We start from the raw sequence: 18,576 nt of genomic DNA, 5'->3' as shown, positions 1-18,576 counted from the left end.
TCAGTCCTTCTTTCCGCGGAGGTTCCGCTTCGCCCGCCGCGAGGCCGGGACGGTGCGGCCCACGATCACGGTACGCCGCGGCGCTCGGTCGGGCATGTCGTCCTTGCGGCCGCTCAGCGCCTGGCGCACGCCGTAGCCGAAGGCCGCGACCTTGACCAGCGGGCCGCCGAAGGTGGAGGCGACGGTGGTCGAGAGCGCGGAGGCGTTCGACGTGACCTCCTGGACGTCGGAGGCGATCGCGTCGACCCGGTCGATCTGGGTCTGCGCGGAGCGCACCGCCGCGGAGGCGTCGGCCAGCAGCGGGACGGCCTGGTCGGTCACGTCCGCCACGAGCTTGGTGGTCGCCTTGAGCGTCTGGGCCAGCCTCGCGAGAGCCACCGCGAGGAAGGAGACCAGGATCGCCCAGAAGACGGCCACCAGGATCCCGGCCACCTCTCCACCGGACACCTTGTGCACCCGCTCCCTGAAACGTGCTCTGAACATCGGAACCTTGAAAAGGCAGTGCACCGAGCCTATCGCGCCGGGGCTGCCGCTCCGTACCGGATTAGGGCCCGTGGGCAGCGGAGTTGCGCTCGGCGATTGTACGGACTGCATACATTTCAGTACGCTCCGTATGCCATGCGGGATCATCAGCGCGGCGACACCTCCCTGACCGGCAATCTCCCTGCGGAGCTCGACGGATTCGTCGGACGGACCTCCGAACTCGGTGCCCTCATGGCGGCGCTCGACACCTCGCGGCTGGTGACCGTGACCGGCGCCGGCGGGGTGGGCAAGTCGCGGCTGGCCGCGCGGGCCGCGGCGTGCAGCGCGCCGCCCGACGGGGTGTGGCGCGTGGAGCTGGCGCCGGTCCGCGACCCGGAGTTCGTCGACCACGCCGTGGTGGAGGCCCTGGGCCTGACGGACCACACCAAGCGGCCGCCCCGCGAGACGCTGCTCGGTCATCTCGCCGGGCGGGAACCGCTGCTGGTGCTCGACGGGTTCGAGCACCTGGTGGAGGCGGTGGCCGGGCTGGTGGTCGAACTGCTGCGGGGCGCGCCGGGGCTGACGGTGCTCGGCGTGGGGCGCCGGCCGCTGGGCGTGGCCGGTGAGCGGCTGTTCCCGCTGGCCCCGCTCGGCGAGGACGAGGCGGTCGAGCTGTTCCTGGACCGGGCCGCGCGGCAGGGGGTCGACCCCGGCGACGAGCGGCCCGTGCGGGAGCTGTGCCGGCGGCTCGACGGGATCCCGCTGGCGATCGAACTGGCCGCGGGCAGGCTGCGGGCGCTGAGCGTCGGACAGCTCCTGCAGCGGCTCGACGACCGGTTCCGGCTGCTGACCGGCGGCGGCCGGGAGGCGCTGCCCCGCCACCGGACGCTGCGCACCGCGATCGGCTGGAGCCATGAGCTGTGCGCCCCGCGCGAGCGGCTGCTGTGGTCGCGGCTGTCGGTGTTCGCCGGGCCGTTCGACCTGGAGGCGGCCGAGTACGTGTGCGGTGGGCACGGTCTGCACGCGGACGATGTCCTCGACGCGCTGTCCGAGCTGATCGCGCAGTCGGTGGTGGCGCGGGAGCAGACCGCGGCCGGGGTGCGCTACCGGATGCTGGACTCGGTCCGCGCGTACGGCGCCGAGTGGCTGGAGTCGACCGGTGACGCGGACCGGCTGCGGCGCCGGCACCGGGACTGGTTCATGGGCCTGGCGACCTGGTGCGAGCTGGAGTGGTTCTCGCCGCGCCAGTCGGAGGTGGCCGCGCGGATCGAGGCGGAGCTGCCGAATCTGCGCAGCGCGCTGGAGTACTGCATGACCGAGCCGGACGCGGCGCACCTGGGCCAGTACCTGGCGGGGTCCCTGTGGTTCTGCTGGGTCGGCTGCGGCCGGCTGGCGGAGGGCCGTCACTGGCTGGAGCGGTCCCTGGCGCTGGACTCGCGGCACGAGCAGCCCCGGCTGAAGGCGCTGTGGGTGCTCGGTTACGTGACCATCCTGCAGGGCGACGCGGTGGCCGCGCTGGCCGCGCTCCAGGAGTGCCGGGAGGGCGCGGAGCGGTCGGCCAGCCCCACGGCCATGGCGTACGCGGAGCACCGCAGCGGCTGTCTGGCGCTGGTCACGGACGATGTGGACCGTGCAGAAACGCTGCTGCGGTCGGCGCTGCACCGGTACCGGGAGATCGGCGAGCTGAACAGCAACGTCCTGATGGCGCAGGTGGAACTGGCCATGACCCGCGCCTTCCAGGGCGATCTGCCGGACGCGGTGCGGCTGTGCGAGGACGTGCGCCGGGTGTGCGAGGACCACGGCGAGCGGTGGGCGCGCGGGTACGCGCTCTACGTCCTGGCCTACGCGGCGTGGAGCGAGGGTGATGTGGGGCGCGCCCGCGCCCTGCTGGCCGACTCCCTCGTGAGCGCGCACGGTTTCCGCGATCTGCTCGGCTGCGTGCTGTCGATCGAACTGCTGGCGCTGGTCCTGGCCACCGCGGGCGAACTCGCGGAGGCGGCGGTCCTCCAGGGTGCGGCTTCGCAGATGTGGCCGTCGGTGGGGCTGCCGCTGTTCGGCTCGGCGCACTACAACGGGCCGCACGAGCTGTGCGAGGCGATCGCCCGCGAGGGACTGGGCGACGAGCGGTACGAGGCGTGCGTGCGGGAGGGCGAGGGCCTGGGCCGGGCGGAGACGGTCGACCGGGCGCTGCGGCCGGCGCGGGGCCTGGACGCGGTGCCGGGGCCGCGCGGGGCGGCGCGGCGTACCCAGGGACCGGTCGCGGACATGCAAAAGCCCGCCGCCTCGCCCACCCGGAAGGGCGGGGAGACGACGGGCTGACGCGAAGGGCGCTACTCCCGGATCAACGGGCGTAGTACTCGACGACGAGCTGCTCGTCGCAGATCACCGGGATCTCCTTGCGGTTCGGCTCGCGGTCCAGGCGGAACGCCAGGGCCTTGAGGTTCACCTGGAGGTAGCGCGGGGTCTCGCCCTCCGGGGCGAAGCCACCCTCGCGGGAGATCTGGAACAGCGTCTTCTCGCGGCTGCGCTCGCGGACCTGGACGACGTCGTCCGGACGCACGCGGAAGGACGGCTTGTCGACCTTCTGGCCGTTGACCTCGATGTGGCCGTGGACGACCATCTGGCGGGCCTGGTAGATCGTGCGGGCGATGCCCGAACGCAGGACCAGGGCGTCCAGACGCCGCTCGAGCTCGACGATCAGGGCCTCACCGGTCTTGCCCTGCACCTTGGAGGCACGCTCGTAGGCGCGGACCAGCTGACGCTCGGAGATGTCGTACTGCGCGCGCAGACGCTGCTTCTCCAGCAGACGGACCTTGTAGTCCGAGTTCTGCTTGCGGCCGCGGCCGTGCTCACCCGGCGGGTAGGGACGGGCCTCGAAGTACTTGACGGCCTTCGGGGTCAGCGCGATGCCGAGGGCACGCGACTTCTTGACCTTGGGGCGGGACTGGTTCGCCACTGTTTCTCATTTCCTAGGTTCGGCTTGTCAGGGTTTCGGGAGGTCGCATCCGCAGCCGGGGAAACCCGCCGGGTCCGGGAGGACCTGTCGGGCAGCCGCTCCCCTTGCTGGGCACATACGTGCAGCACGCGAGTGGCCCACCGACCGTTCCCGGGCGCTTGCCGGGTGGGTGGTGGGCTGCCCGCGACACCTTCGACGGTGCGCGACGCTCCTGGAGCCGATCCCAGGAGGACCGGGGCTCCGGCTGACTGTCCCGTTCTGACTGCACGGGACGCAGCACTTCAGGCGAGTCTACAGGGTGCTCAGGACCGTCTGCGACCGAGGTGTTTCCGGGTCCACTCCACCGCGTCCGCGTACCGCGCCTCCGTGCCGTGCCGGGTCGGGGTGTAGTACTCCCGGTCCTTCAGGGCGTCCGGGGCGTACTGCTGGGCGGCGATGCCCTCGGGCAGGTCGTGCGGGTAGACGTACCCCTGGCCGTGGCCGAGCTTGGAGGCGCCTTGGTAGTGGGAGTCGCGCAGGTGGGCGGGGACCGGGCCGGCCAGTCCCTTGCGGACGTCCTCCAGGGCGGCGCCGATGGCGGTGGTCGCGGAGTTGGACTTGGGGGCGAGGGCCAGGGCGATGGTGGCGTGGCTGAGGGTGAGGGCGGCCTCGGGGAAGCCGATCATCGCGACGGCCTGGGCGGCGGCGACCGCGATCGGCAGCGCGTTGGGGTCGGCCAGGCCGATGTCCTCGCTGGCGGAGATCATCAGCCGGCGGGCGATGAACCTGGGGTCCTCGCCGGCCTCGATCATGCGGGCCAGGTAGTGCAGGGCGGCGTCGACGTCGGAGCCGCGGATGGACTTGATGAGGGCGCTGGCGACGTCGTAGTGCTGGTCGCCGTCCCGGTCGTACTTGACCGCCGCGCGGTCGACCGTCTCCTCCAGGGTGGTCAGGGCGATCTCCGTCTCGCCCTTGGCGAGCGCGGCGCCCGCGGCGGCCTCCAGCGCGGTCAGCGCGCGGCGGGCGTCGCCGCCGGCGATGCGCAGCAGGTGCTCCTCGGTGTCCTCGGGCAGGCCGACGGCGTCCTTGAGCCCGCGTTCGTCGCTCAGGGCGCGGCGGAGCAGTCCGCGGATGTCGTCGTCGGTGAGGGGTTCGAGGGTGAGCAGCAGGGAGCGGGACAGCAGGGGCGAGATCACCGAGAAGTACGGGTTCTCGGTGGTCGCCGCGATCAGGGTCACCCAGCGGTTCTCGACGGCCGGGAGGAGGGAGTCCTGCTGGGCCTTGCTGAAGCGGTGGATCTCGTCGAGGAAGAGGACGGTCTCCTTGCCGTACCCACCGGTGGCGCGGCGGGCGCCGTCGATGACCGCGCGGACCTCCTTGACGCCCGCGGTGATCGCGGACAGCTCCACGAACCGCTTGTTGGTGGCCTTGGAGACGACGTACGCCAGGGTCGTCTTGCCGGTGCCGGGCGGGCCCCACAGGATCACCGAGGACGGTCCGGCCGGCCCGCCGGAGCCCTCGCCGACCAGGCGGCGCAGCGGTGAGCCGGGCTTGAGCAGATGCCGCTGGCCCACGACCTCGTCGAGGGTGCGCGGGCGCATCCGCACGGCCAGCGGGCTGCCGGCCGGGTCCTTCTCCTGGCGTTCTTCTGCGGCGGCGGTGAACAGGTCGGGCTCCACGCTGGAAACCCTAAATCACCGCACTGACAATGCCCCCGGGCGCTGGGCTCAGGCCCAGAGGCTGGCGCCCCAGCGGGTCAGGACCAGCATGACGATGATGCCGGTGTGGGTGACCGGCAGCACCCAGGTGAACTCGTCGAGGAACCGCTTCACGCCGGCGGGGGCGGGCAGGAAGTCGTTGCGGATGTTGAACGAGGTCACGTACCAGAACATGGTGAGCGTGGCGACCCAGGCCAGCGAGCACCACAGGCACAGGGCGTTGATCTCGTACAGCGACTGGATCATCAGCCAGGTGACGAACACGACGCCGAAGAGGGTGCCCGCGTTGAAGGTGAGCCAGTACCAGCGCGGGAAGCGGGCGCCGGCGAGCAGGCTCATGCCGACGCCGATCACGATGGCGTAGGTGACCAGGCCCAGCATCGGGTTCGGGAAGCCGAAGACGGAGGCTTGATCGCTCTCCATGACGCTGCCGCAGGAGACGATCGGGTTGAGGCTGCAGCTCGGGGTGAAGGTCTCCCCGCTGACCTTGCCTTCGAGGATCTTGAACTTGTCGATCGTGATGACCCAGGCGGCGAGCAGTCCCGCCGCGCCGGTGATCACCAGCAGCAGGGCGAAGGCACGGCCGGCGCCGGCCGTGCGCGGCTCGGCGGCGACGCGCTGCGGCTGCGACCGCGGCTCGGGCATGGGCTCGGTGGAGACGTCCTGGCCTGTCGTCTTGCTCATCACGCCGATTCCGTCACTTGAGGGGGGTGGACCTGCTTCCGGCACCGGACATTGTGCCGCAAGCGGCTGTGCGTCCACCGTTCGCTGCGCATAAGGACATACGGCCGAGGGACGACCGGCGATCGGATCCGGACACCGGCGGAGGCGCCGACGCGGGTGCCGGGAGTCGCGAGCGTACTCCCGGCACCCGCACGGCACTTCGTCAGCCGAGCCGCGCTTCCAGCTCCGCCACGATCTCGTTGACGCCGATCGCGGTCTGCTCGCCGGTCTCCATGTCCTTGAGCTGGACGACACCCTCGGCGAGGTCGCGCTCACCGGCCACGATCGTGTAGCGGGCACCGCTGCGGTTGGCGTTCTTCATCGCGCCCTTGAGGCCCTTGGCGCCGTACGAGAAGTCGGCCGCGACGCCCGCCTTGCGCAATTCGGTGACCTTGGCGAACAGCACCCGGCGGGCCTCCTCGCCGAGCGGCACCGCGAAGACGCTGGTGGCGGCGGGCAGTTCGAGCGCGACGCCCTCGGCCTCCAGGGCGAGGACCGTGCGGTCGACGCCGAGGGCCCAGCCGACGGACGGCAGCGCGGGGCCGCCGATCATCTCCGACAGGCCGTCGTAACGGCCGCCGCCGCCCACCGCGGACTGGGAGCCCAGACCGTCGTGGACGAACTCGAAGGTGGTCCGGGTGTAGTAGTCCAGGCCGCGGACCAGCTTCGGGTCGTCCTCGAAGGCCACGCCGGCGGCGGTGATCAGCTCGCGGACCTCCTCGTGGTACGCCTTGCAGGCGTCGCACAGGTAGTCGCGCAGGAGCGGGGCGCCCGCCAGCTGCTTCTGGACCGACTCGCGCTTGTCGTCGAGGACGCGCAGCGGATTGATCTCCGCGCGGCGCAGGGTGTCCTCGTCGAGGTCCAGGCCGCGCAGGAAGTCCTGGAGCGCGGCCCGGTACACCGGACGGCACTCCTTGTCGCCGAGGCTGTTGAGCAGGATGCGGAAGTTCCTGAGGCCCAGCGAGCGGTACGCCTGGTCGGCGAGGATGATCAGCTCGGCGTCCAGCGCCGGGTCCTCGGCACCGATCGCCTCGGCGCCGACCTGCGAGAAGTGGCGGTAGCGGCCCTTCTGGGGGCGCTCGTAGCGGTAGTACGAGCCGGAGTACCAGAGCTTGACCGGGAGGTTGCCCGCCTTGTGCAGGTTGGCCTCCAGGGCCGCGCGCAGCACGGACGCGGTGCCCTCGGGGCGCAGGGCGAGCTTGTCGCCGCCCTTGGTCTCGAAGGCGTACATCTCCTTGGTGACGATGTCGGTGGACTCGCCGACGCCGCGCGCGAACAGCTCGACGTTCTCGAAGCCGGGCGTCTCGATGTAGCCGTAGCCGGAGTTGCGCAGCGGGGCGGCGATGGCCTCGCGGACCGCCAGGTACTTCGCGGAGTCCGGCGGGATCAGGTCGTAGGTGCCCTTGGGGGCCTTGAAGGTGCTCACGGAAGGTCTCTCGTCACATTCCTCGTCGGGGAGCGCTCTGCGGGTGCGCTCCCTGGCCGGCGGCCACCTGCCGCAGATACGGGTTGGTGGCGCGCTCCTGGCCGATGGTCGTCTGGGGGCCGTGGCCGGACAGCACCACGGTCGAGTCGTCGAGCGGCAGGCACACGCGGGCCAGCGAGTCGAGGATCTCGGCCATGTCACCGCCGGGCAGGTCGGTGCGTCCGATGGAGCCGGCGAACAGGAGGTCGCCCGAGAACAGGATCGGCGGGATGTCCGCCGCCTCGGGCAGGCCGAAGGTCACCGACCCCTTGGTATGGCCCGGCGCGTGCGCGACGGTCAGCTCCAGACCGGCCAGCTCCAGCTTCGCGCCGTCGGTGAGCGTCCTGACGTCGTCCGGCTCCCCCACGGTCAGGTCGCCCAGCAGCTGGGCGCCGATGGACCGGCCGAGGGCCTTCTCGGGGTCGCTCATCATGTACCGGTCCTCGGGGTGGATCCAGGCCGGTACGCCGTGCGCGCCGCACACCGGGACGACCGAGGCCACGTGGTCGAGGTGGCCGTGGGTGAGGACGACGGCGACGGGCTTGAGCCGATGCTTCTTCAGTGCCTCTTCGACTCCTGGGGCCGCCTCGTGGCCCGGGTCGATGATCACGCACTCCTCACCGGCGGCGGGGGCGACCAGGTAACAGTTGGTCCCCCAGGCCCCGGCGGGGAACCCGGCAATGAGCACGATCGTCCTTCGTTGTGTCGATACGGGCGGCTGCAGCTTCCGTCAGAGCCTACCGGCGCTGCCGTTTCCTCAGCGAACCCATATACGGTACGGGGCACACGCAGGCGGTCGCTCACACAGACGCACGCGTACCACCCGTCGACGTACGAGACGCATGAGGAGTAAACCCGGTGGTCAGCCAGGAGCAGCGGCGGCGTCAGCTCGCCCGGGAGAAGTTCTTGCGGCAGCAGCAGCGGCGCACCGCCGCGCGGCGCAAGGCCCGCACGCGCAACGCGGTGATCGCATCGGCGCTCGGCGTCGTCCTGGTCGGCAGCCTCGCGCTGTACACGACCGGGGCCCTGAAGGACGACGGCAAGAAGACCGCGGGCGCGGAGGTCTCCCCGAGCGCCAGCAGCACGCCGCCGGACCCGTGCGACAAGCCGGCCAAGGGCAAGGTCGAGTCGATGAGCTGGAAGAAGGAGCCGGCGATGACCATCGACAAGTCGGCCAAGTACACGATGCGGCTCGAGACGACCTGCGGTGACATAGACGTCGCGATGAAGGCGTCGGCGGCGCCGCACACCGTGAACTCCTTCAATTTCCTGGCCGGCAAGGGCTACTTCGACCACACGAAGTGCCACCGCCTGACCACCAACGGCATCTACGTGCTCCAGTGCGGCGACCCGACGGCCAGCGGCAGCGGCGGTCCGGGGTACGAGATCAAGGACGAGAACCTGAAGGACAAGAGCCTGAAGGGCAATGTCTACCCGGCGGGCACGGTGGCGATGGCGAACTCCGGGCCGAACACCAACGGCAGCCAGTTCTTCCTGGTCTACCAGGACAGTCAGCTGCCGCCGAACTACACCCCGTTCGGTACGGTTTCGGCCTCGGGCCTGAAGGTCGTGAAGAAGATCGCCGCCGCGGGCGAGAGCACCGGCGCCGGTGACGGCGCGCCCAACGCGACGGTCGTGATCGACAAGGCGACCGTCACGAAATCCTGACCGCCATCTGCGAATTTCGGTCGCGCGGGATGCGGACAGGCAACCCGCTGGTCGCCTATGTTGGCCGTGACGAAACTGTGGACGATGCCCGGGGGAGCTGAGGCCCCCCGCAGGCATCATGTGGAGGAGGCGCTGTGAGCAGCGACCCGTGGGGCCGCGTCGACGAGACGGGGACCGTGTACGTGCGTACGGCCGACGGCGAGAAGGTCGTCGGCTCCTGGCAGGCCGGCTCCCCCGACGAGGCGCTGGCCTACTTCGAGCGCAAGTACGAGGGACTGGTGGTCGAGATCGGCCTCCTCGAGAAGCGCGTGCGGACCACCGACCTGTCGGCGAAGGACGCCATGGCGGCCATCGACCATCTGCGCGAGCAGGTCGACGCGCACCACGCGGTGGGTGACCTGGACGCCCTGCGGGCCCGGCTGGACAAGCTGGTGCAGACCGTCGAGGCGCGCCGTGAGGAGCGCAAGGCGCAGCGCGCGAAGCAGGCCGACGAGGCCCGGCACGCCAAGGAGGCGCTGGTCGCCGAGGCGGAGGAGCTGGCCCAGTCCGACCAGTGGCGGGCGGCCGGGGAGCGGCTGCGGGCGCTGGTGGACACCTGGAAGGGTCTGCCGCGGCTGGACCGCAAGTCGGACGACGAGCTGTGGCACCGCTTCTCGCACGCGCGGTCGGCGTTCTCCAAGCGGCGCAAGGCGCACTTCGCGCAGCTCGACGCGCAGCGCGAGGAGGCCCGCAGGACCAAGGAGCGGCTGGTCGCCGAGGCCGAGGCGCTGTCGAACTCCACCGACTGGGGTCCGACCGCCGCGCGCTACCGCGAGCTGATGGCGGAGTGGAAGGCCGCCGGCCGGGCGCAGCGCGAGCACGAGGACGACCTGTGGAACCGCTTCCGCGGTGCCCAGGACGTGTTCTTCGCCGCCCGCAGCTCGGTGTTCGCCGAGCGTGACGCCGAGCAGGCCGAGAACCTGAAGCTGAAGGAGGAGCTGGCCGAGGAGGCCGAGAAGCTGCTCCCGATCACCGACCTGAAGGCCGCGCGGGCCGCCTTCCGCTCGATCAACGAGCGCTGGGAGGCCATCGGCCATGTGCCGCGCGACGCCCGGCCGAAGGTCGAGGGCCGGATGCACGCGGTGGAGCGGGCGCTCCAGGAGGCCGAGGAGGCCGAGTGGCGCCGCACCAACCCGGAGGCACGCGCGCGTGCCGAGGGTCTGACCGGCCAGCTCCAGGCCGCCGTGGACAAGCTGAAGGGCCAGATCGAGCAGGCCCGCGCCCAGGGCAACAACGCGAAGGCGGAGAAGCTGGAGCGCGAGCTGGAGGGCCGCCAGGCGCTGCTGGACCAGGCGCTGAAGGGTCTGCAGGAGTTCGGGGGCTGACGCCCGCGGTCGTACGTAAGGGGCTCCCCTCCGTCGCGGAGGGGAGCCCCTTTCGCGTCGGCCCGTGGTCAGGTCCGGTTGCGCGCCGAGGTCACCCGGTACACGTCGTACACGCCCTCCACGCCCCGGACCGCCTTCAGCACGTGGCCGAGATGCTTCGGGTCGCCCATCTCGAAGGTGAAGCGGGAGGTGGCGACGCGGTCGCGGGAGGTCTGGACGGCCGCGGAGAGGATGTTGACGTGCTGGTCGGACAGGACGCGGGTGACGTCGGACAGCAGCCGGGAGCGGTCCAGCGCCTCGACCTGGATGGCGACCAGGAAGACCGAGGACTGGGTGGGCGCCCACTCGACGTCGAGAATCCGCTCCGGCTCCCGCGACAGCGAATCGACGTTCACACAGTCGTTGCGGTGCACCGAGACGCCGCTGCCGCGGGTGACGAAGCCGATGATCGGGTCGCCGGGGACGGGCGTGCAGCAGCGGGCCAGCTTGACCCACACGTCCTCGACGCCCTTGACGACCACGCCCGGGTCGGCGCTGGCCCGGCGTTTGCGGCCGCGTCCGCGCGACGGCGGCACGCTCTCGTCGATCTCCTCGGTGGCCGCCTCCTCGCCGCCGAAGGCCTGGACGAGCTTCTGCACGACGTTCTGCGCGGAGACGTGGCCCTCGCCGATCGCCGCGTACAGCGCGGAGATGTCCGGGTAGCGCATCTCGTGGGCGAGGGTGACCAGGGAGTCGCCGGTGAGGATGCGCTGGATCGGCAGGTTCTGCTTGCGCATGGCGCGGACGATGGCGTCCTTGCCCTGCTCGATCGCCTCGTCGCGGCGCTCCTTGGAGAACCAGGCGCGGATCTTGTTGCGGGCGCGCGGTGACTTGACGAAGCCGAGCCAGTCGCGGGACGGGCCGGCGCCGGGGGCCTTGGAGGTGAAGACCTCCACGAGGTCACCGTTGTCCAGGGTGGACTCCAGCGGGACCAGCCGGCCGTTGACCCGGGCCCCTATGGTGCGGTGGCCGACCTCGGTGTGGACGGCGTACGCGAAGTCCACGGGGGTGGCGCCGGCGGGGAGCGCTATGACGTCGCCCTTGGGGGTGAAGACGAAGACCTCGTTGCGGGAGAGGTCGAAGCGCAGCGACTCCAGGAACTCGCTGGGGTCCTCGGTCTCCTTCTGCCAGTCCAGCAGCTGCCGCAGCCACGCCATGTCGTTGATGGCGGCGGCTTCCTTGCCGGCCTTGCCCGCGGGTGCCTTCGGCGCGTCGGTGCGGACCTTGGAGGCGCCGGCCACGGCCTCCTGCTTGTACTTCCAGTGCGCGGCGATGCCGTACTCGGCGCGGCGGTGCATGTCGAAGGTGCGGATCTGCAGCTCGACGGGCTTGCCGTTGGGGCCGATGACCGTCGTGTGCAGCGACTGGTACATGTTGAACTTCGGCATCGCGATGTAGTCCTTGAACCGGCCGGGGACCGGGTTCCATCGCGCGTGCACCGTGCCGAGGGCCGCGTAGCAGTCGCGGACGGTGTCCACGAGGACGCGGATGCCCACCAGGTCGTAGATCTCCGCGAAGTCACGGCCGCGGACGATCATCTTCTGGTAGACGCTGTAGTAGTGCTTGGGGCGGCCGGTGACCGTCGCCTTGATGCGGGCGGCGCGCAGGTCCTGCTGGACCTCGTCGGTCACTATGGCCAGGTACTCGTCGCGCTTGGGGGCGCGCTCGGCGACCAGGCGGACGATCTCGTCGTACATCTTGGGATAGAGGATCGCGAAGGCGAGGTCCTCCAGCTCCCACTTGATGGTGTTCATGCCCAGGCGGTGGGCGAGCGGCGCGTAGATCTCCAGGGTCTCGCGCGCCTTCTTCTCCTGCTTCTCGCGCTTGAGGTAGCGCATGGTGCGCATGTTGTGCAGGCGGTCGGCGAGCTTGATGACCAGGACGCGCGGGTCCTTGGCCATGGCGACGACCATCTTGCGCACGGTCTCCGCCTGGGCGGCCTCACCGAACTTGACCTTGTCGAGCTTGGTGACGCCGTCGACGAGCAGGGCGACCACGTCGCCGAAGTCGCGGCGCAGGTCTTCGAGGCCGTACTCGGTGTCCTCGACGGTGTCGTGCAGCAGGCCCGCCATCAGGGTGGCCGGATCCATGCCCAGCTCGGCGAGGATGGTGGTGACGGCGAGGGGGTGCGTGATGTACGGGTCGCCGCTCTTGCGCTTCTGACCGCGGTGCCAGCGCTCGGCGACCTGGTAGGCGCGCTCGATCTGGCGGAGCGTCGACGTCTCGATCTTGGGGTCGTTGCTCCGGACTATCCGCAGCAGCGGCTCCAGCACCGGGTTGTACGGGTTGGCGCGCTGCACGCCGAGCCGGGCGAGGCGGGCGCGGACGCGGTTGGAGGAGCCGGTGCGCGCGGGCTGGGGCGGCGTGGCGGGGCGGACCGGGGGCGTGGGGGCCGTGGGGGTTCCCCCTCGGCCGGAGCCCTTCGAAGGCCCTTGGGGGCGCTCCGGTGCGGGGGCACCCGCCGCGCGAGCGGAGTCGGCGGGCGGGGACGGCTTGGGCCGGTCCTGCTGGGAGGCTGCCTTGGCGCCGGACGAGCCGGGCGAGGCCGACGGGCCGGGCGAGGAGGTCGAGGCGGGCGAGGAGGGGCCGCTGCGGCCGTGCTGTGCCGTCCCGCGGGTGTCGTTCTTCGCTTGCGGCGCGGGCGTGGCCGCGGAGTCCGAGGCGCGCTCGGGCTTGGCGGCGGTCAGGTGCTGGGCCTCGTCTGGCAAGAGGGCTCCTCGTGCGCGATCCGGGTCCCCCGGTCAGGCTCCGGAAACCCCATGGTAGCGAGCCCGGGCCCGCGGATCGCCTTCAGGCTGATGGGAAAGCGGTCCACCGGGGAAACACATGAGGCGGGCGCCGGATTCCTCCGAGCCCGCCTCAGCGGTGTCGTACGGCCGCGTGGGCGGCCTCGCGGGGTGCTCAGACGACGAGCAGGGCCTCCAGCGGGGCGCCGTCGAGGGCCGCTTCCAGGCGGCTGCGGCCGTCGAGGAAGGCCAGTTCCATCAGCACCGCGACGCCCGCGACCTGGGCGCCGGCGCGGCGGATGAGCTGGAGGGAGGCCTCGGCGGTGCCGCCGGTGGCCAGCACGTCGTCGATGACCAGGACGCGGTCCTCGGCGCTCAGGTCCTCGGCGTGCACCTCGATCTCCGCCGAGCCGTACTCCAGGTCGTACGCCTGGCGCAGGGTGGCTCCGGGGAGCTTGCCGGCCTTGCGGACCGGGATGAAGCCGACGCCGGCGCGGACGGCGACCGGGGCGCCCAGGATGAAGCCGCGGGCCTCCAGGCCGACGATCTTCGTTGCCCCCGTGCGCTCCACGATCTCGGCCAGCGCGTCGGTGAGCGCGGTGAAGGCCGCCGGGTCCGCCAGGAGCGGGGTGATGTCCTTGAACATCACCCCCGGCTCCGGGTAGTCCGCGACATCGCGGATGCGGCTGAGCAGCAGCTCCTTGACGTCGGTCATCGGCGCTTCCCGGAGGGACGGCCGCGGCGGGTGCGGGAGGCGGACTGGTCGCGCGGGCCGACGACCGCGGGGGCCGCGGCGTCGTCGGCGTACGCGTCGTCGCCGGCGTACTCGGTCTGCGGCTCACCCTGCTCGGCGCCCTGCGCGCGCTTGGCCAGGACGCGCTTCCTGAGCGCCTTCAGCTGCGGCTCGCGCTCCTTGAGGTCGGCGACGAGCGGCGTGGCGATGAAGATCGAGGAGTACGCGCCGGCGGCGAGGCCGACGAACAGCGACAGCGAGATGTCGTTGAGCATGCCGGCGCCGAGGACGCCGCCGCCGATGAACAGCAGGCCCGCGACCGGCAGCAGCGCGACCACCGTGGTGTTGATCGAGCGGACCAGGGTGCTGTTGATCGACCGGTTGGCGATGTCGCTGTACGTCCAGCGGGTCTGCTTGGTGATGTCCCGCGTCTGTTCCTTGAGGCTGTCGAAGACGACGACCGTGTCGTACAGCGAGTAACCGAGGATGGTCAGCAGACCGATCACCGTGCCCGGCGTCACCTCGAAGCCGACGAGGGCGTAGATGCCGACCGTGATGGTGATGTCGTGGATCAGCGCGACGAACGCCGCGACGGCCATGCGCCACTCGAAGGCGATGGCCAGGTAGATCACCACGAGGATCAGGAAGATGCCGAGGCCCTGCCAGGCCTTGTTCGCGATCTGGTCACCCCAGCTGGGGCCGACCAGCTCGGCGTTGATCGTCTCGGCGTCGACCTTCATGTCCGCGGCCAGCCGGTCCTTGATCTGGTCGGACCGCTCGGTGTCGATGCCCGCGACCTGGATGCGCAGGGCGCCGTCGTTGCTGTTGCCGAGCTTCTGGACGATCGCGTCGTGGCCGGAGGCCTCTTCGGCGTACTCCTCGGCCTGGGAGACCGAGACGGTGGTCTTGCCGGTGGTGAAGACGGCACCGCCCTGGAACTCGATGCCCATGTTGAGGCCGCGCACCGCCAGGCCGACGATGGCCGTGATGGTGATCAGTATCGAGATGCCGTACCAGATCTTGCGGTTCTTGACGAAGTCGTAGCCGACCTCGCCACGGTGCAGTCGGGCGCCGAGGTTGCCGAGCTTCGACATCTCAGGCCTCCTTCGTTTCGACGGGGGCGGCGGCCGGACGGCGGGTGCGGCGCAGCGGCGGCCGGGCACCCAGGCGCTTCGGGTCGAGGCCGGACCAGGGGTGGCCGTCCGCGAAGAACTTGCGGCGGGCGAGCAGCGTCAGCAGCGGCTTGGTGAAGAAGAACACGACCACGACGTCGAGGACGGTGGTCAGGCCGAGCGTGAAGGCGAAGCCCTGGACCTTGCCGACGGTGACGATGAAGAGCACCGCCGCGGCGAGGAAGGACACGAAGTCGGAGACCAGGATGGTGCGCCGGGCGCGCGGCCAGGCCCGCTCGACGGCGGGGCGCAGGGAGCGGCCCTCGCGGATCTCGTCGCGGACGCGTTCGAAGTAGACGATGAACGAGTCCGCCGTGATGCCGATGGCGACGATGGCGCCGCAGACGGCCGGCAGGTTCAGCGCGAAGCCGATGGCCGGGCCGAGCAGCGACATGATCACGTAGGTGAGGGCGGCGGAGATCAGCAGCGAGGCGATCGCGACGAGCGACAGACCGCGGTAGTAGATCACCAGGTAGAGCACGACCAGGGCGAGGCCGATGGCGCCCGCGATCAGGCCGGCCTCCAGCTGCTCGCCGCCGAGTGCCGCGGTGACCGTGGTGACGCTGTCCTCCTTGAAGGTCAGCGGGAGGGCGCCGTACGACAGCATGTTGGCGAGGCCCTGGGCCTCCTCCTGGGTGAAGCTGCCGGAGATCTCGGCGTTGCCGCCGGTGATGGCCTGGCTGACGAACGGGCTGGAGACGACCTGGCCGTCCAGGACGATGCCGAACTGGTTCTGCGGCGAGGGGTTCTGCGCCAGCTTGCCGGTGATGTCGGAGAACTTCTTGTCGCCCTCGCCGGTGAAGTCCATCTGGACCTTCCAGCCGGCGCCGCTCTGCGTGTCGTAGACGGCCTGGGCCTTCTTGACCTCGGTGCCGTCGACGGCGGCCGGGCCGAGCAGGTACTTGTACCAGACGCCCTGGATCTCGCCGCAGCCGACGGTGGTGTCCTCGGGCTTGGAGCCGTCGCCGGCCTTGTTGCGCGCGCTCTCCTTGGAGCAGTCGAGCGCGGCGTAGGCGGCCTGGGCGTCGCTGTCGGCGCCGTTCGCGGACGGGGAGGGGCTGGCCGAGGGGGATCCGCTCGCCGACGGGGAGCCGGACGGCGTGGGGTCGGCCTTCAGGGCGTCCGTGACGGCGCGGCCCTGGGTGGTGGTGGAGGCCGAGGGAGTCGCCGCGCCCGCGGAGGCGGACGGGCTCGCCTTGTCGGCGGGCTTGCCCGACGCGCTGGGAGAGGCGCTCGGAGATCCGCTGGGCGAGGGGGTGGCGGCGGGGCCCGTGGGCTCGGTGGCCAGGACGGGCCGGAAGTACAGCTTGGCGGTGGTGCCGACCTGATCCCGGGCCTGCTCGGAATTCGTGCCCTTGGGAATGTTCACGATGATGTTGCGACTACCCTGCGTCTGGACTTCCGCCTCCGAGACGCCAAGACCGTTGACGCGGCGCTCCATGATGGAGACCGCGGTGTCCATGTTGGTCTTGTTGATCGCTGCCTCGTTGCCGTCCTCCGGGACGGCGCGGAGCGTGATGCTCGTGCCGCCGGCCAGGTCGATGCCGAGCCGCGGAGTGGTGTGACCGGAGGCGAACATGCCGCCGGTGAGCGCCACGATGGCGATCAGGATCAGGGCCAGCGAGCGCCCCGGCTTGCTCTGGGCGCTCGCGTTCCGGCCCCTTTTAGGTGCTGCCACCTTCTCGTACTCCCTCTCGGGCCGCCTCGCGCCCCGTGGGCGTGCCGGCGGCCATGACATGGTGTCGGGATCCCGCGCGGGATGCGGATGTCCCGGGGAACGCGAGTCCCGCTCGCGCGCCCCGGGACATCGCTACTTCGCGTCGGTGTCGCCGTCGGTCTTCTTCGGCGCCGCCTCGTCCGCGGTGTCGTCGGAGGGCTCCGCGTCCTTCTTGCCGAGGTCGACGGGCTTGTCGTCGGAGGCGGCGGCAGCGTCGGAGGCGCCGTCGGTCCCGGTGAGGGCGGAGGCGTCGTCCGGGACGACGTCCGAGTCGGACTTCAGGTCGTGCTCGATGCCGTGGACGATCCGGTTGTACTCGTCGTCCGGCAGAACGGCACCGATCGAGTTCTTGGCGAAGAGCAGTTCGACGCCCGGCCCGGCGTCGAGGAGGACCGTGTCCTCGTTGACCTCCTTGACCGTGGCGTACATGCCCCCGATGGTGCGGACGCCGGAACCGGGCTGCATCTGGTTCCGCATCTCGATGGCCTGCTGCTGCTTCTTCTTGGCCGACCGGGTCATCAGGATCATGGCCCCGATGAGCACGATGAACGGGAGGAGGGTCACGAGACTCACGGGTCGGTACTTCCTTCACACGACCGCGATGGTGAGCGGCCTGATGGTTGGGGGTTTGCGCGCCGCCGGCTTAGGCGGCATCGGCGGAGTCTAAGCGAGTCCGCGCGCAGGGAACAACGCTCAGCATGACACCGGAGTTCCTGCTCGGGTGAATCCCTCGCCGTCACGTCCCGAACAGGTCCTGTTGTCCGTTTCCCTGCGGCTGCGGTCCCGGCGGGGTGAGGCCGAGATGCGCCCATGCGGCCGGGGTGGCGACCCGCCCGCGGGGGGTGCGGGCCAGCAGGCCCTCCCGGACCAGGAAGGGTTCGGCGACCTCCTCGACGGTCTCGCGCTCCTCCCCCACCGCGACGGCGAGCGTGGACAGGCCGACCGGCCCGCCGCCGAACAGCTTGAGCAGGGCCTCCAGGACGGCGCGGTCCAGGCGGTCGAGGCCGCGCGCGTCGACCTCGTAGACGGCGAGGGCGGCCGCGGCGATCTCCCGGGTGATGACGCCGTCGGCCTTGACCTGCGCGTAGTCGCGCACCCGGCGCAGCAGGCGGTTGGCGATCCGGGGCGTGCCGCGGGAGCGGCCGGCGATCTCGGCGGCGCCGTCGGGGTCGATCTCGACGTCGAGCAGGCTCGCGGAGCGGTGGATCACGCGCTGCAGTTCGGCGGGTTCGTAGAACTCCATGTGCGCGGTGAAGCCGAAGCGGTCGCGCAGCGGGGGCGGCAGCAGTCCGGCCCGGGTGGTTGCGCCGACCAGGGTGAACGGGGGCAGTTCCAGGGGGATGGCGGTGGCGCCGGGGCCCTTGCCGACGATGACGTCGACGCGGAAGTCCTCCATCGCCATGTACAGCATCTCCTCGGCGGGGCGGGACATGCGGTGGATCTCGTCGAGGAAGAGGACCTCGCCCTCCTGGAGGGAGGAGAGGATCGCCGCGAGGTCGCCGGCGTGCTGGATGGCGGGGCCGGAGGTGATGCGGATGGGGGCGCCCATCTCCGCCGCGATGATCATCGACAGGGTGGTCTTGCCGAGGCCCGGGGCGCCGGAGAGCAGCACGTGGTCGGCGGTGGCGCCGCGCGCGCGGGCGGCGCGCAGCACCAGGTCCAGCTGTTCGCGGACCTTCTCCTGGCCGATGAACTCGCCCAGGTCCTTGGGGCGCAGCGCGGCTTCGACGGCCTGGTCCTCGCGGTCGGCGGACGCACCGACGAGCCGCTCGGCGGCGGAGGTGTCGGTCGTGTCGTCCCAGTTCATGGAGAGTGCCTCGGGGGTCGCGGTCGGATGGGGGGCGGGAGTCGGGT

15 protein-coding genes are annotated in these 18,576 nt (G+C 71.2%); 3 read left to right on the top strand and 12 right to left on the bottom strand.

All coding sequences use genetic code 11. The features are described 5' to 3' along the window. Window positions 1–456, bottom strand: a complete 456-nt coding sequence (locus AB0K92_RS24015; RefSeq protein WP_365926022.1) for a DUF948 domain-containing protein — start codon at window positions 454–456, stop codon at window positions 1–3. A gap of 162 nt (window positions 457–618) precedes the next feature. Between AB0K92_RS24015 and AB0K92_RS24010 the strand changes: the two genes are divergently transcribed. Further along, window positions 619–2,781 carry a regulator gene (locus AB0K92_RS24010; protein WP_365925979.1) on the top strand — a complete coding sequence of 721 codons (2,163 nt, stop codon included), beginning with the start codon at window positions 619–621 and terminating at the stop codon, window positions 2,779–2,781. A gap of 22 nt (window positions 2,782–2,803) precedes the next feature. On the opposite strand, the gene rpsD is transcribed toward AB0K92_RS24010, so the two are convergent. The 5 genes from rpsD to AB0K92_RS23985 form a co-directional block, all read right to left on the bottom strand. Further along, a complete protein-coding gene (gene rpsD / locus AB0K92_RS24005) occupies window positions 2,804–3,418 on the bottom strand; it encodes a 30S ribosomal protein S4 (RefSeq protein ID WP_365763773.1) in 615 nt (204 codons plus the stop codon). Between the two features lie 302 nt (window positions 3,419–3,720). Further along, window positions 3,721–5,076: a replication-associated recombination protein A gene (locus AB0K92_RS24000; protein ID WP_165996705.1), complete on the bottom strand. Its 1,356-nt coding sequence runs from the start codon at window positions 5,074–5,076 to the stop codon at window positions 3,721–3,723. A 48-nt stretch (window positions 5,077–5,124) separates the two neighbouring features. After that, window positions 5,125–5,799, bottom strand: a complete 675-nt coding sequence (locus AB0K92_RS23995) for a vitamin K epoxide reductase family protein (protein WP_365925977.1) — start codon at window positions 5,797–5,799, stop codon at window positions 5,125–5,127. 202 nt (window positions 5,800–6,001) lie between these two features. Next, window positions 6,002–7,264 carry a histidine--tRNA ligase gene (gene hisS, locus AB0K92_RS23990; protein WP_365925975.1) on the bottom strand — a complete coding sequence of 421 codons (1,263 nt, stop codon included), beginning with the start codon at window positions 7,262–7,264 and terminating at the stop codon, window positions 6,002–6,004. Between the two features lie 13 nt (window positions 7,265–7,277). Further along, window positions 7,278–7,991 (bottom strand): MBL fold metallo-hydrolase, encoded by a 714-nt coding sequence (locus tag AB0K92_RS23985; RefSeq protein WP_365925973.1) that lies wholly within the window; start codon window positions 7,989–7,991, stop codon window positions 7,278–7,280. Window positions 7,992–8,161: 170 nt separating this feature from the next. Between AB0K92_RS23985 and AB0K92_RS23980 the strand changes: the two genes are divergently transcribed. Continuing rightward, window positions 8,162–8,971 carry a peptidylprolyl isomerase gene (locus tag AB0K92_RS23980; protein ID WP_365925971.1) on the top strand — a complete coding sequence of 270 codons (810 nt, stop codon included), beginning with the start codon at window positions 8,162–8,164 and terminating at the stop codon, window positions 8,969–8,971. A gap of 134 nt (window positions 8,972–9,105) precedes the next feature. Continuing rightward, on the top strand, window positions 9,106–10,335 hold the full coding sequence (locus tag AB0K92_RS23975) for a DUF349 domain-containing protein (protein WP_365925969.1): 1,230 nt from the start codon (window positions 9,106–9,108) through the stop codon (window positions 10,333–10,335). A 68-nt stretch (window positions 10,336–10,403) separates the two neighbouring features. On the opposite strand, the gene AB0K92_RS23970 is transcribed toward AB0K92_RS23975, so the two are convergent. The 6 genes from AB0K92_RS23970 to ruvB all read right to left on the bottom strand — a co-directional run bounded on the left by AB0K92_RS23970 (window position 10,404) and on the right by ruvB (window position 18,529). Beyond that, entirely contained in the window at window positions 10,404–13,082 is a 2,679-nt protein-coding gene (locus AB0K92_RS23970; protein WP_365925967.1) for a RelA/SpoT family protein, read from the bottom strand. Between the two features lie 193 nt (window positions 13,083–13,275). Then, window positions 13,276–13,815, bottom strand: a complete 540-nt coding sequence (locus tag AB0K92_RS23965) for an adenine phosphoribosyltransferase (RefSeq protein WP_365925965.1) — start codon at window positions 13,813–13,815, stop codon at window positions 13,276–13,278. Further along, window positions 13,812–14,927, bottom strand: coding sequence for a protein translocase subunit SecF (secF, locus tag AB0K92_RS23960; protein WP_365925963.1), 1,116 nt, complete (start codon window positions 14,925–14,927; stop codon window positions 13,812–13,814). Before secF ends, AB0K92_RS23965 begins: the two co-directional genes overlap by 4 nt. A gap of 1 nt (window position 14,928) precedes the next feature. Beyond that, on the bottom strand, window positions 14,929–16,683 hold the full coding sequence (gene secD / locus AB0K92_RS23955; protein ID WP_365925961.1) for a protein translocase subunit SecD: 1,755 nt from the start codon (window positions 16,681–16,683) through the stop codon (window positions 14,929–14,931). 132 nt (window positions 16,684–16,815) lie between these two features. Then, window positions 16,816–17,295, bottom strand: coding sequence for a preprotein translocase subunit YajC (yajC, locus tag AB0K92_RS23950; protein ID WP_365925959.1), 480 nt, complete (start codon window positions 17,293–17,295; stop codon window positions 16,816–16,818). Window positions 17,296–17,458: 163 nt separating this feature from the next. Continuing rightward, window positions 17,459–18,529: a Holliday junction branch migration DNA helicase RuvB gene (gene ruvB, locus AB0K92_RS23945; protein WP_165996726.1), complete on the bottom strand. Its 1,071-nt coding sequence runs from the start codon at window positions 18,527–18,529 to the stop codon at window positions 17,459–17,461. Window positions 18,530–18,576: the final 47 nt, after the last annotated feature.

This window comes from Streptomyces sp. NPDC052687 (assembly GCF_040678395.1).
In the GTDB taxonomy this organism is placed as follows: domain Bacteria; phylum Actinomycetota; class Actinomycetes; order Streptomycetales; family Streptomycetaceae; genus Streptomyces.
The sequence above is the reverse complement of the archived record's forward strand: the minus strand, read 5'-3'. Positions and strand labels throughout refer to the sequence as shown.

Excerpts from the sequence above, each read along its gene's own strand:
- AB0K92_RS24010 (WP_365925979.1), top strand. The coding sequence starts at position 619 with ATGCGGGATCATCAGCGCGGCGACACCTCCCTGACCGGCAATCTCCCT.
- secF (WP_365925963.1), bottom strand. The coding sequence starts at position 14,927 with ATGTCGAAGCTCGGCAACCTCGGCGCCCGACTGCACCGTGGCGAGGTC.
- AB0K92_RS23965 (WP_365925965.1), bottom strand. The coding sequence starts at position 13,815 with ATGACCGACGTCAAGGAGCTGCTGCTCAGCCGCATCCGCGATGTCGCG.
- AB0K92_RS23995 (WP_365925977.1), bottom strand. The coding sequence starts at position 5,799 with ATGAGCAAGACGACAGGCCAGGACGTCTCCACCGAGCCCATGCCCGAG.
- ruvB (WP_165996726.1), bottom strand. The coding sequence starts at position 18,529 with ATGAACTGGGACGACACGACCGACACCTCCGCCGCCGAGCGGCTCGTC.